At 70.9% G+C, this 12,559-nt stretch carries 12 protein-coding genes; 10 read left to right on the forward strand and 2 right to left on the reverse strand.

Going from position 1 to position 12,559, the window contains the following annotated elements; translation table 11 throughout:
• Nucleotide 1 precedes the first annotated feature (1 nt).
• The 10 genes from AC0OO9_RS26835 (at nucleotide 2) to AC0OO9_RS26880 (ending at nucleotide 11,828) form a co-directional block, all read left to right on the forward strand.
• Nucleotides 2–244, forward strand: a complete 243-nt coding sequence (locus AC0OO9_RS26835) for a phosphopantetheine-binding protein (protein WP_363901406.1) — start codon at nucleotides 2–4, stop codon at nucleotides 242–244.
• On the forward strand, nucleotides 241–1,152 hold the full coding sequence (locus AC0OO9_RS26840; RefSeq protein ID WP_484513248.1) for a diiron oxygenase: 912 nt from the start codon (nucleotides 241–243) through the stop codon (nucleotides 1,150–1,152). Before AC0OO9_RS26835 ends, AC0OO9_RS26840 begins: the two co-directional genes overlap by 4 nt.
• On the forward strand, nucleotides 1,149–2,651 hold the full coding sequence (locus AC0OO9_RS26845) for an AMP-binding protein (protein WP_484513249.1): 1,503 nt from the start codon (nucleotides 1,149–1,151) through the stop codon (nucleotides 2,649–2,651). Before AC0OO9_RS26840 ends, AC0OO9_RS26845 begins: the two co-directional genes overlap by 4 nt.
• Nucleotides 2,644–3,552 (forward strand): thiamine pyrophosphate-dependent dehydrogenase E1 component subunit alpha, encoded by a 909-nt coding sequence (locus AC0OO9_RS26850; RefSeq protein WP_484513251.1) that lies wholly within the window; start codon nucleotides 2,644–2,646, stop codon nucleotides 3,550–3,552. Before AC0OO9_RS26845 ends, AC0OO9_RS26850 begins: the two co-directional genes overlap by 8 nt.
• Nucleotides 3,545–4,567 carry an alpha-ketoacid dehydrogenase subunit beta gene (locus AC0OO9_RS26855; protein ID WP_484513253.1) on the forward strand — a complete coding sequence of 341 codons (1,023 nt, stop codon included), beginning with the start codon at nucleotides 3,545–3,547 and terminating at the stop codon, nucleotides 4,565–4,567. Before AC0OO9_RS26850 ends, AC0OO9_RS26855 begins: the two co-directional genes overlap by 8 nt.
• A complete protein-coding gene (locus AC0OO9_RS26860; protein ID WP_484513255.1) occupies nucleotides 4,560–5,633 on the forward strand; it encodes a 2-oxo acid dehydrogenase subunit E2 in 1,074 nt (357 codons plus the stop codon). The genes AC0OO9_RS26855 and AC0OO9_RS26860 overlap by 8 nt, the downstream gene beginning before the upstream one ends.
• Nucleotides 5,634–6,370: 737 nt before the next feature.
• Nucleotides 6,371–7,051 (forward strand): CmcI family methyltransferase, encoded by a 681-nt coding sequence (locus AC0OO9_RS26865; protein ID WP_151452684.1) that lies wholly within the window; start codon nucleotides 6,371–6,373, stop codon nucleotides 7,049–7,051.
• Between the two features lie 441 nt (nucleotides 7,052–7,492).
• On the forward strand, nucleotides 7,493–9,532 hold the full coding sequence (locus AC0OO9_RS26870) for a hypothetical protein (protein ID WP_484513257.1): 2,040 nt from the start codon (nucleotides 7,493–7,495) through the stop codon (nucleotides 9,530–9,532).
• Nucleotides 9,533–9,706: 174 nt separating this feature from the next.
• Nucleotides 9,707–10,747 (forward strand): trypsin-like serine peptidase, encoded by a 1,041-nt coding sequence (locus AC0OO9_RS26875; protein ID WP_484513259.1) that lies wholly within the window; start codon nucleotides 9,707–9,709, stop codon nucleotides 10,745–10,747.
• Between the two features lie 175 nt (nucleotides 10,748–10,922).
• Nucleotides 10,923–11,828 carry a hypothetical protein gene (locus tag AC0OO9_RS26880; protein WP_484513261.1) on the forward strand — a complete coding sequence of 302 codons (906 nt, stop codon included), beginning with the start codon at nucleotides 10,923–10,925 and terminating at the stop codon, nucleotides 11,826–11,828.
• 44 nt (nucleotides 11,829–11,872) lie between these two features.
• Here the strand turns inward: AC0OO9_RS26880 and AC0OO9_RS26885 are convergent, their stop codons facing one another.
• A complete protein-coding gene (locus AC0OO9_RS26885) occupies nucleotides 11,873–12,070 on the reverse strand; it encodes a hypothetical protein (protein ID WP_421448999.1) in 198 nt (65 codons plus the stop codon).
• 245 nt (nucleotides 12,071–12,315) lie between these two features.
• Complete coding sequence (locus AC0OO9_RS26890; RefSeq protein WP_484513263.1) at nucleotides 12,316–12,534, reverse strand: hypothetical protein; 219 nt, start codon at nucleotides 12,532–12,534, stop codon at nucleotides 12,316–12,318.
• Nucleotides 12,535–12,559: the final 25 nt, after the last annotated feature.

Raw genomic sequence — 12,559 nt, forward strand, 5'->3', positions numbered from 1 at the left:
CATGGTGGATTGGCCACCCGCCTTTGAACCGCTCATTCGGGAGCGCAGCCGGCTGCTCAGTGCCGACGCGCCCCTGGAGCCTGACCAGAGCCTGACCGAGCTCGGTGTCGACTCGCTGGAAGTGGTCGAGTTGATCGTCAACCTGGAGACCGAGTTCGACATCGAGATCCCACCCGAGCTGTTGCAGCCGGAGGTCTTCGCGACTCCGGGCACCATCTGGAACGCGGTCAGGAGCCTGATGTGACCGGCCCCGTCGAGGAGAGACACGCGGACATGCACCAGTCGTGGGAGCGGCTCACCACGGTCGCCGCGAGGTTGAGCGACCAGGCGCGGGACCAGCGCTACCACGTCTTCGACATCTTCGACTGGCCGGCGGAGCTGCCGACGGACCAGTTCTGGATGAGCCCGGAGTTGACGACGTGTCACGGCACCGCGGTGTGGGACCGGCTGTCGGATGCCGAACGGGTGCGCCTGACCCAGGCCGAGGCGGTGAACTTCTTCAGTCTCAACGTCCACCTCATCCGTGAGCTGATCGGCGAGGTGGCCGGGCGGATCTACGACACGCGGTACCCGGGCCTGTCGGAGTTCTTCCACGACTTCATCCACGAAGAGAACGAACACATGTGGTTCTTCGCCCAGTTCTGCCAACGGTACGGGGGGAAGGTCTACAAGACCAAACGCGTCGCCGGCACCGCGATCGACGGTGGCCCCGCCATCCGTGACCTCGTCATCTTCGGTCGCATCCTCATCGCGGAGGAACTGTGCGACTACTACAACGCGAAGATGGCGACCGACGGCCGGCTGCCGCAGATCGCGCAGCAGATCAACGCCGTGCACCACCAGGACGAGTCGCGGCACATCGCGTTCGGCCGGCAGATGATGCGGGCGCTGTACGAGGAGGCGAAGCAGAGCGCGACGCCGGAGGAGTTGGCGGGAGCCGGGACGTACCTGTCCCGCTACGTCAGCTCGTGCCTGCGGGCGTTCTACCACCCCGAGGTGTACGCGGACGCCGCCCTTCCCGGGGCCCGGCGGATCCGCGCCGAGGTGCTCGGCGACCAGTACCGTCAGGAGTTCCACCGGACCGTGATGCACAAGACCACCCGCTTCTTCGACCGGTTGGGGCTCTTCACGGAAGACACGGTGGCCTGGTGACCGGTCAGCTGCCACAACGTCTGCTGCACGAGTGGTTCATCGCCGGCCTGGCGACGGCGCCGGACGGGGTCGCGCTGCGGATCGGCCGCCAGGAGTGGACGTACACGGAGCTGGACCAGGTGGCCCGGCGCTGGGCCGGCGGGCTGGTCGCGTGCGGGGCACGGAGCGTCGGCATCCTCGCGGTGCGCAGCATCGAGTCGTACGCCGGGCTGCTCGCCACGCTCTACGCCGGCGCGACGGCGGTGCCGCTCAGCCCGGGCTTCCCCGCCGCGCGCACCTGCCGGATGGCGGCGCAGGCCGGCGTCGACACGTTGATCGTCGACCGGTCGGGGGCGGCGGCGCTTGCGCACCTCACGGCGGCCCTGCCCGGCCTCACCGTGGCGGCGCAGGCCGCGACGCCGCTGGACGCCCTGCCACGGGCCGGCTACGACGACGTGGCGTACGTGCTGTTCACCTCGGGCTCCACCGGCCGGCCCAAGGGCGCGGCGATCACGCACGCCAACATGGACAGCTTCCTGCGGTACAACCTCGACCGCTACGACCTCGGCCCGGGCGACGTGTGCTCGCAGACCTTCGACCAGACCTTCGACCTGGCGATGTTCGACCTCTTCGTGGCCTGGGGCGCGGGTGCCACCGTGGTGTCCACACCGCCGCAGGTGTTCACCGCGCTGCCGGAGTTCCTGGCCGCCGAGCGGGTGACGTTCTGGTTCTCCGTGCCCAGCGCCATCGCTCTGGTGCGGCGCCGGGGCGGGCTGACCCCCGGCTCGATGCCGACGCTGCGGTGGAGCCTCTTCTGCGGTGAGGCGCTGCGCATGACGGATGCGCAGGACTGGCAGCGGGCGGCGGCCCGATCGGTGGTGGAGAACCTGTACGGCCCGACCGAGCTGACCATCGCCTGCTCCGCGCACCGGCTGTCCGAGGACTCCGCCGACCTCGCCGTGCACGGCGTCGTCCCCATCGGCGCGCCGTACCCGCATCTCCGGTACCGCATCGTCGAGGACGGCGTCGACGGCACCGAGGGCGAGCTGTGCGTAACCGGGGAGCAGATGTTCCCCGGGTATCTCGATCCGGCCGACGACGAGGGTCGCTTCCACGACGGCGACCCGGTGCGCTGGTACCGCACCGGCGACCGGGTCCGGGAGTGCGCCGGCGGTGAACTCGTCTATCTCGGTCGGGTCGACCGGCAGGTGAAGGTCCGCGGCTACCGGGTCGAGCTGGACGAGCTGGAGTGGCACGTCGGGCAGCTGCCGGGGGTGGAACGGGCCGTCGCGGTGGCGTTCGAGGCGGCCGGGCGGACGGAGCTGGCGGTGTTCTACGTCGGCACCCCGGGCGTGGACATCCGTCGCCCGATGTCCTCGATCCTGCCGGGATACATGGTGCCGCTGCTGTGCCGCGACATCGACGCCTTCCCGCACACGGCGAACGGCAAAATCGACCGTGGGGTGCTCGCCGCACGGGCCCGGGACCTGGTGGCCGGCGGACAGGTCACCCATGCGTGAGAGCCGGCTGCGCCCGCTGGCCGACTCCACCCTCGGGGCGATGCTGTCCATCCGACGCTTCGAGTACGCGGTCCTCGACCTGCTCGGCCGGGGACTGATCCCGGGCACCAGCCACACCTGCCTCGGCCAGGAGCACGTCCCGGTCGTGGTCGAGTCCCTGCTGCGCCACGACGACGAGGTGTTCAGCAACCACCGGGGACACGGCCACTACCTGGCGCGGTACGACGATCCGGCGGGCCTGCTCGCCGAGCTCGCCGGCCGGGAGGGCGCGTTGTGCGGCGGGATGGGCGGTTCGCAGCACATCCGCCGCCCGGGCTTCATGTCCACCGGCATCCAGGGACAACTGGTGCCGGTCGCGGTGGGCACCGCCTTCGACATGCGGCGCACCGGAACGGACTCGATCTCCGTGGTGTACGTCGGGGACGGCACCTGGGGCGAGGGGGTGGTGTACGAGGCGCTCAACCTCGCCGCGCTGTGGCGGGTGCCGATGGTCGTCGTCGTCGAACACAACGGGATCGCCCAGTCCACCCCGACCCCGGCACAGATGGCCGGTAGCGTCGCCGACCGCTGTGCCGCCTTCGGCATCCGCCACGTCAGGGTGACCGGCATCGACGTCGACGCCATCCGGGCCAGCCTGGCACCGCTCGTCGCCGCCGTACGTCACGACGGGTCTCCGCTGGTGGTCGAGTTCGACACGGTGCGGCTCGGCCCGCACAGCAAGGGCGACGACACCCGCACCTCGGCGGAGCTCGAGGCCGTCGCCGGGCGCGACTGGTACCCGCACTACCGCGCGGCGTACCCGGAGCAGGTCGACCGCCTGGACGCGGCGGCGACCGGGAGGATCCGCGCCGTGGTCGAGTCGGTACTCGCCCGGCCGCTGATCGGTGCCGGTCATGGCTGAGCCGGGGGCCGAGCGGGTCGGGGAGGGCCTCAACCGTGCCCTGGCGACCCTGCTCGCGGAGAGGCCCGATCTCCATCTGGTCGGCGAGGACATGGCCGACCCGTACGGCGGCGCCTTCGGCGTCACCCGCGGGTTGTCCACCGGGTATCCCGACCGGGTCCTCAGCACTCCGATCAGCGAGCAGGCGATCGTGGGCTTCGCGGTCGGCCTGGCCCTGCGGGGCCGGGAGGCGGTGGTCGAGGTGATGTTCTCCGACTTCGCCACCCTGTGCTTCGACCAGATCGTCAACCTCGCCAGCAAGGCCGTCACGATGTACGGCGCACCGGTGCGGATGCCGTTGGTGGTCCGTTGCCCGACGGGGGGCAACCGCGGATACGGACCCACCCACAGCCAGAGCCTGCAGAAGCACTTCGTGGGCGTGCCCAACCTCGCCGTGCACGAGCTGAGCCCGGTGCACGACGCGCACGCCACGCTGGCCCGGATCCTCGACTCGGGGGCTCCCGCGATGTACTTCGAGGACAAGGTGCTCTACGGCCGTCGACGGTTCGGCGCGGCGGCCGGCGACGAGCTGTTCCACTGCGAGCGGATCGGTGGCGCCTGCGACTTCGCCGTGCTGGGCGTGCGCGGGGTCGACCGGGCCGACGTCGTGGTCATCGCACCGGGCGGCCTCACCGACCGGGTGCTCGGCGGGATGCGGGATGCCTATCTGAGTGACGAGATCGCGGTGCGTGCGGTGGTGCCGTCGCGGCTCTATCCGTTCGACCCCGCGCCGCTGGCTGCTCTGGTCGCCGGGGCCGGACGGGTGGTGGTCGTCGAGGACGCGACGGCCGGCGGCACGTGGGGGGCCGAGGTGGCGCACACCATCCACCAGCAGATGTGGGACCTGCTGTCCCAGCCCGTCCGGCTGCTCCACGCGCCGTCGAGCACCATCCCCGCCGCACCCCACCTCGAGCGTGCGGTGCTGGTCCAGGCGGACGACGTCCGCGCCGTGGTGACGGCGGTCGCCGGTGGGTGACATCCGGCTGCCGCGGCTCAACGCGACCGACGAGGAGTACACGCTGATCGAGTGGCTGGTCGGCGACGGGGCGCCGGTCGAGGCCGGCACCGCGGTAGCTCTGGTGGAGACGTCCAAGGCGGCGCACGAACTCGTCGCGGACGACGCCGGCATCCTGTGGCAGCGGGCGTCCGCACCGTCGACCTGCCGCCCCGGGGAGGTGGTGGCGACCGTCGGCGGGGACGACCGCCCGCCGCCGGTGCGGCGGACCGCCGATCCGGATCCGATCACCATCACCGAGCCGGCCCGGCGGCTGATGGCCGAACACGGTGTGGCGGAGGCGGCCGTACGGTCGATCGGCAAGCCGGTCATCGCGCGGTCGGACATCGAACAGCTGATCGCCGGGCAGGCGCCGCCGGGCACGGCCGAGCGGGTGACCGTGTCCGCGGCCCAGCGACGGGTCGCCCGTACGGTGTCCACCTCGCACCGCGAGATCCCCGCCGCGTACACGGTCGTCAAGGTGGTCGCCGACCGACTGAAACAACGCCTGCGTGCCGAGGCGGCGACCATCGGATTCGTCGGCATCCCGGAGCTGGTGGTCGAGGCGATCGCGGCGCGGCGGGCGGAGTTCCCGCTGTGCTTCGCGCGAGCGGAGGGCGATCAGGCGGCGACGGTTCGGCCGGGAGCACACGTCGGTGTCACCATCGACGTCGGGAAGGGTCTCTACCTGCCGGTCGTCGCCGACGCCGGCACCCGGCCGCTGCGGGACATCGCCGCGGACCTGTTGCGGTTCCGTCGCGCCGCCGTGCGCGGGGAATTCGCCGAGGCTGATCTGGCCGGGTCGAACATCGCGCTCACGATACATACGGACGCGGACGTCGTGCATGCGCAGCCGCTCATCTTCCCGGAACACACATGCGCGGTCTCTCTCGCCTCGATGCAGCGCGAGTTGGTGCTTCAGAATGATGGTTCGGTCACCACCAGTGACTATTTCCATCTGGGTTTGGCATATGACCATCGTTTTGTCAACGGTCGGTCGGCGGTGGCGTTCCTGCGCGCGGTCAAGGCCGATCTGGAGGCGGGTTGACAGCCCTCCGACAGTTGTCAGTTGAACGCGACCGACGCGACATCACCCGTGGACATGACGGAGGTATCCTGTGGCCCCCAGCCCGCTATGGAAGGGCTGTCGATCCGTGTGGAACCTGTGGACTTGAGTCCGCCGCCACGGCTTTGCGGATCGAACCCGTCGGGGTGGAGAAGGACCGATGAGCGGAAAGGGGTGAACCAACATGACCGAGGTGACTTTCGAGGCTGTCGACATCCGTGAGATGGCCGACGAGGAGCTGGACGATGTGGTGGGCGCGGCCCGTTGCATGCTGTGATTCGTCCGACCATCTGGTCGGGTGCAGTGACCGATGATGCGGGGAGGGGGTGAATCAACATGATCGAGGTGACTTTCGAGGCTGTCGACATCCGTGAGATGGCCGACGACGAGCTGGACGATGTCGTCGGCGGCCCGATGGCCTGCCAGTAAGGCGGCAGGAGGCGCTTGGGCACCTCGCTCAGGCGCCTCCGTCCGCCTTGCCGGTGACGTGGGCGGCGGGTCCCGTGTCGCAGCCGCCGGCATTGGCGGGGATCAGCCGGTCACGGTCCGGAGCCGGCCGTGACCGATGGTTACGGCTATGGAACGAGCCGCAGTGCCCACCCCTTTCCCGGGCGTGCCTCATGGGCGTTTTGTTGGAGAAAAGGGGTCACCCCGTACCGGCGAATTTTTGGGTCAGAGGCATGATCACCGACCAGCATTTGCCGTGATAGTTTCCCCCCATGGATGCTGATGTTTCCGGGGCCGTGGACACGTTCCAGCGGGCCTTTTACAAGAGCAAGGTGTGGCGTCGCCGGACATGGCTCGGGGTGGCGTGTCACCAGAATCCGATGGACATGTGGATGATCCAGGAGATCATTCACGAGACGCGACCCGATCTGATTATCGAGACCGGCACCCGACACGGTGGGTCCGCACTCTATTACGCGACCATGCTCGGACTCGTCGGTAACGGCCGGGTCGCCACGGTCGACGTCAAGCCCGAACATCTCGCCGGACCGAGCGGCTGGATCGACGGCGAAGGAATGGCTGTCGACTCGCCGTACTTCGATCGGGTGGACACCATGACCGGGTCGTCCGTAGACCCTGCCGTCGTCGCCCAGATGCGGGAAAAGGCGCAGGCCGTCGAGCGGGTCATGGTGATCCTCGACAGCGACCACAGCAAGCAGCACGTCCTCGCGGAACTCGCGGCGTACGCCGACCTGGTGACGCCGGGCTGCTACCTGATCGTGCAGGACACCAACCTCAGCGGGCATCCGGTCCAGGCGGGGCCGTGGGAACCGGGCGACGGGCCCTGGGAGGCGCTCGAGGAATTCCTGCCCGATCAGCGCTTCGAAGTCGACAGGTCGAAGGAGGAACTGATGTTCACCTGGTTCCCTGGCGGCTATCTGCGGCGAGTGTGAGGATGCCCGACGCGCGGTCGTCATCTCTCCAGCCACCAACTTGATTCCTGACTCCCGGGGCCCCGTGGGGATCGCGACCGGGCACGGAAACAGCCCTTGGCCGATGATCTTCTTCTCCAGAGAAGGGCATCAGTAGTCAAGGGCTGTTCTGGTGGCCGCGTGAACGGCGGTGCCGACGACGGTCGGCAATTCCTCGTCGACGGGGCCACCAGCACGGCGAGCGGCATGACCGCGCTGCCGATGGCGTACCGGCTGCGAGTCGCGCCGGGGGACCGGCGCGGCGTGGACGACGCCTGGGCGCGGTACGAAGTGGACGGCGATGGTGCCAGGGCCACGGGTAGCGGCCCTCTTGCCGAGATCCATTCACGAGCGTAGGAAGTACACGACGCTCCACCACCATCGTCGGCCCCCGCCTCGGACCACGGTCCGGTGTCGAAGGAGATGCGCGTGACCACACCCAGACGGCTCCGTCTCGCCGTGTCCGTGCTGGTGACCGCAGGCGCCGTCCTGCTCGGCGCGGCCGCCGCCGCGGCGCCGCCCGCGACTCCCGCGCCGTCCGCGCACCAGGGCTGCGACCCGATCGACCCGACGGCCTGCCTGCTGCCGTTCCCGAACGACTACTTCACCGTGCCGGACCGCAGCAGCCCGACCGGCAAGCGGGTGCGGTTCCCGGCCTCCGCGATGCCCGCCAACGTGCAGGGCACCCCGATCGACCCGACGGAATGGAACCGGCAGGACGGGTTCAGTCCCGGCTCGCCGATCCTGGTGCGGGTGCCCGGCCTCGACGCGGCGGCAACCGGGATCGCGCCGGTCACCGACATCGGCCGCTCGTTGGCGCCGGACGCGCCGATCGTGTTGCTCGACGCCCGGACGGGCAGGCGCACGCCGTACTGGGCCGAGCTGGACGCGCACGCGGCCGGCCAGCCGGAGCGGCAGTTGCTGATCATCCGGCCGGCGGTGGCGCTGACCGAGGGCACCCGGTACGTCGTCGGCCTGCGCGGCATGCGCGACGGCAACGGGGCGCTGATCCCGGCGCCGAAGGCGTTCACGGCGTACGTGACCGGCGCCGGCCTCGGCCATCGGGACCGTCGCGCCCCGCAGATGAAGCGGATCCTCGCCGACCTGACCAGGGCCGGCGTCAAGCGGCACAGCCTCCACCTGGCCTGGGACTTCACCGTGGCCAGCCGGCACGGTCTGACCGGGCGGATGCTGGCGATCCGCGACGGCGCGTTCGCCGCCCTCCGCCGGGCCGCACCGTCGTTCACCGTCACCCAGGTGACCGACTACCCGCCGGAGCAGGAGCCGCTGATCGCCCGGCAGGTGACCGGCACCATCGGCGTACCGTCGTACCTGACCGGCGACGGCGGGCCCGGCTCCCGGCTGCACTACGGGCAAGCCGGCGGCGACGGGACGCCGCCGACGCCGGACGCCCTGCCCACACCGTCCGGCGCGACGGTGGCGGCCGACTTCGTCTGCAACATTCCGCGCAGTGCCTCCGCCGCGAAGCCGGCACACCTCTCGCTCTACGGCCACGGCCTGCTCGGCAAGCCGACCGAGATCAACGCCGGCAACGTCAAGACGATGTCGCACACGTACGACTTCACCTTCTGCGCGACCAGCTGGATCGGCATGGCCGCCGCCGACGTCCCCTACGTGGCCGGCGCCTTCACCGACCTCAGCGGCTTCCCCGCGGTGGCCGACCGGTTGCAGCAGAGCTACCTGAACTTCCTCTTCCTGGGCCGGGCGATGATCCACCCGGGCGGGTTCGCCGCCCACCCGGCGTTCCGGGACGCCGCCGCACGGCCGTTGATCGACGTGGCCGGCGGACTGCACTACGACGGCAACAGTCAGGGCGGCATCAACGGCGGCGCGCTCACCGCCATCGCCCAGGACTGGACCCGGTCGGTGCTCGGCGTGCCGGCGATGAACTACTCCACGCTGCTGCAACGCAGCGTGTCCTTCACCCCGTTCCAGACGATCATGGACGGCTACTACCCCGACAAGGTCGACCAGCAACTGATCCTCGCGCTGCTGCAGATGCTGTGGGACCGCTCCGAGGCCAACGGGTACGCCCAGCACATGACCGACCGCCCGCTGCCGGGCACCCCGGCACACCAGGTGCTGATGCACGTGGCCTTCGGCGACCAGCAGGTTTCCCCCGCCGCGGCGGAGGTCCAGGCGCGCACCATCGGCGCCCGCCTGCACACCCCCGCGCTGGCCGACGGCTGGTCACCGGACGTGCGGCCGTACTGGGGCATCGCGCCGATCCGCAGGTACCCGTACACGGGCTCGGCGATGGTGGTCTGGAACAGCGGCGCGGCGTACGCGCCACCGCCGACGAACCTCGCCCCGGCCGGGCCGGAGTACGGCGAGGACTCGCACGAGTTCCCGCGCGCCCAGGCCGCGGCCCAAAGACAGAAGGCGGTGTTCCTGCTCACCGGCAAGGTGATCGACGTCTGCGGGCGGAAGCCCTGCGCGTGACGCGCTGACCCGTCAGGGCGATTCCACGCCGTCCCGAGTCGCCCGGCCGCAAGCAGATACATGTCTCTGGACCGATGCCGACAGACCGCTGCCCGGCGGCGGACCAGCGCCCTAGCGTCACCTCTGCCGGGCCCGTGGCGGATGACCACCGGGCCGGCTCATGAGGAGGATCGGGTGCGAAGGCGTCACGGCATCATCTCGGCGGCCACCGCCATGTTCTGCGGGCTCGCTCTGCTCGGCACGCCGGCACAGGCGAGCGCGACCACGCCAAACGGGATCCCCGTCGGGGCGGAGGCGACGTTCCACGGCCGACCGATCCGGGACGCGGCCGCCGCACAGACCCTGGCCGAGGCGTACTGGACGCCGGAGCGGATGCGATCCGCGGCGCCGCTGGAACCGTTGGTGGGCGAGGAGGAACTGGCCGGGGAGGCCGCCGACCGGCCGGGCCGGGTCGGTGAACCCCGCTCGGGCGCGGAGCCGACCGGCCCGCGTGGCACGGGCACGGCGGTTCCCGGCCCATCGGTCTCGGCCCGGAACGCCTCCGCCGGGGCGGGAACCCAGTCCGTCAATCCCTCGCCCGGTGTCGGGCGGGTCTTCTTCACCGACGTCAACGGTGAGGACTACTTCTGCTCCGCCAGCGCGATCAACACGGCCAAGGCGAACCTGCTCTCCACCGCCGGGCACTGCCTGCACCCCGGCGACGGCTCCGACAACTGGTACACCAACTGGGTCTTCGCCCCGAACTACGCCGACGGCCCGTCCAGTTGGGGGCTGTGGAGCGCCCGGAGCATGACCTCCACCAAGGGCTGGGTCGACCACGACATCCTGTGGTGGGACTACGGTTTCGTCACCGTGTGGCCGCGCAACGGTAAGCGCCTGGTCGATGTCACCGGCGGGGAGGGCATCAGCTTCAACTACCCCCACAGCGTCGCCGCCACCCTGCTCGGCTATCCCGGCGTCGCGCCCTTCGACGGCAAGTGGCAGCACTACTGCCAGAGCACGACGAAGGCCGCGGGAACCCAGCGGGTCAAGCTCATGGACTGCCCGCTCAACGAGGGCACCAGCGGCGGGCCATTCCTGCGGGCGTGGAACAACTCGCAGGGCTTCGGGCACGTGAACTCGGTGGCCTCGTACAAGTTCTCCGGCAACATGTACGGCCCGTACTTCGACGAGGACGTCTCCGACCTCTTCGATTACGCGAAGGCCAAGAACTGAGCGGCTTCGGCCGGGCCAGCCGCGCCAGGAGCTGAGACGTCCGCCGTGGCACCGGCTGCCACGGCGACGCCATCGAGCTCCTCGGCCGTCCAGGTGGTGGCGTCGATCACCCCTGGGCGGCCGACCCGGCCCGGCCCGGCCGGTCCACGGCACGGCCCGTGACATGATGGCGCCCATGGGGAAACAGCAGGACGTCGGCGGACCCGACCGTCACAGTGGGTCAAGTGCTGCGGACGACGCGACGGGTGGCGGCGTCGACGCGCGGCTCGCCGTCGCGCAGGACCCCACCACGCCACAGCTGACCCTCATCGACCTGGCGTCCGACCCGTCGGCCGTGGTCCGTAAGGCCGTCGCGACCCGTACCGACGCGCCCGCGCAGGCACTGCGCCCGCTGACCCGGGACCGTGATCGCGACGTCCGGGAGGCCGTGGCGAGAAACCCCTCGACCTCGATCGGCAATCTCCTGGTGCTCGTCAAGGACGCCGACCGGTGGGTCCGCTGGGCGGTCGCCGGTAACCCGGCCGGCAACGAGTCGGTCCGCCGGGTGATGGCGGAGGCTCCCGACAAGGAGCTCCGCGGCCTCCTGGCGGAGACGCGCGAACTGGAGCCCGAGCTGGCCGCGCGGCTGGTCGACGACGTCTCGCCCGAGGTGCGGGAACGGCTCGCCACCCACACCCACGACCCCGACGTGATCACCGCCCTGATGGCCGACCGCACCGCGCGCGTACGCAAGGGGCTCGCCCGCAACCCGCGGACCACCGCCGCCCAGCGCAGCGCGCTCGCCCAGGATCCCGTGGTGGACGTCCGCGTCGCGCTCGTGCTCGCGGTCGAGCTGGACGACGCGGACCTGCGACGCTTGGTCGACGACCGCTCGGTGCAGGTCCGGATGGCGTTGGCGACGTCGGAGATGGTGCCGCCGCACATCCGGCAGGCGCTCGCCGGCGATCCCGACGAGATGGTCGCCGCCGCGGCGCGGGACTTCCGCCCGGGAGCGGGCAACGCCGCGGTGGTGCGGGCTCCGCGGATCGGCCACCGGGCCTCCGGAGCCGGCCGGGGCCGGCCCGGCGGCGCCCGCCGCTGAGGCCGGCGGAACCGCCGTCAACCGCTCCGCGCGCCTCGCCGGCGTCATTCGCAGCGGTCCTCGCTGCCCCGCCCGTACGGCTCGCAGCAGTCCGGCCGGTGCCGGAACACGATCAGGGTGTGACCGTGGCGCTCCTCGCGGTCGCCGGTCCGCTCGTACAGGCAGGCACCCCACACCACCGTCTCGCCTCGGCCGTCGACCACCTGCCCGTCGCCAGGGCCGTGCCGCAGCAACACCCTCACACCGGCGACGCTACCCGCGCCCGCCGGTGCGCCGTGAGGACTTCCGAAGCGAGACCGGGCGTACGGGGTGGCTGCGTGGGCGAGGGCCGGGACCTTCGTGATCACCGCTGACAATCTGATCGCGATCCGGCGATGGCGAAACAGCGGGCTTTCGTAGTTGCGGGGGCGTGCCGAGGCAGCAATCGCGGCGGACCCTCCCGGGTGCCGCAGGCCGGCCCCTGGTGATCCATGCCCGCCCGGGTCCGTCAGTGTCTGCCGCCGTCGCCGGCCGAATACGACGACCGGTTCGGTGGCTTCCGCAACCACAGCCACACCCCGGTCAGGAGGCACGCCGCGCCCAGGAACGCGATCGCCGACTCGGCCAGCTCGGGGAGGTCGTCAAGGAACGGGAACGTGCGCGAGGCGGCCAGCGCCCCAAGCGCGATCAGGAACAGAAGGACGGCAAGGACCCGCTGTCGAACCATGGTTGATTGGATCACAGCGGTCGCC

It is taken from the genome of Micromonospora sp. USAFONa4 (assembly GCF_057197825.1).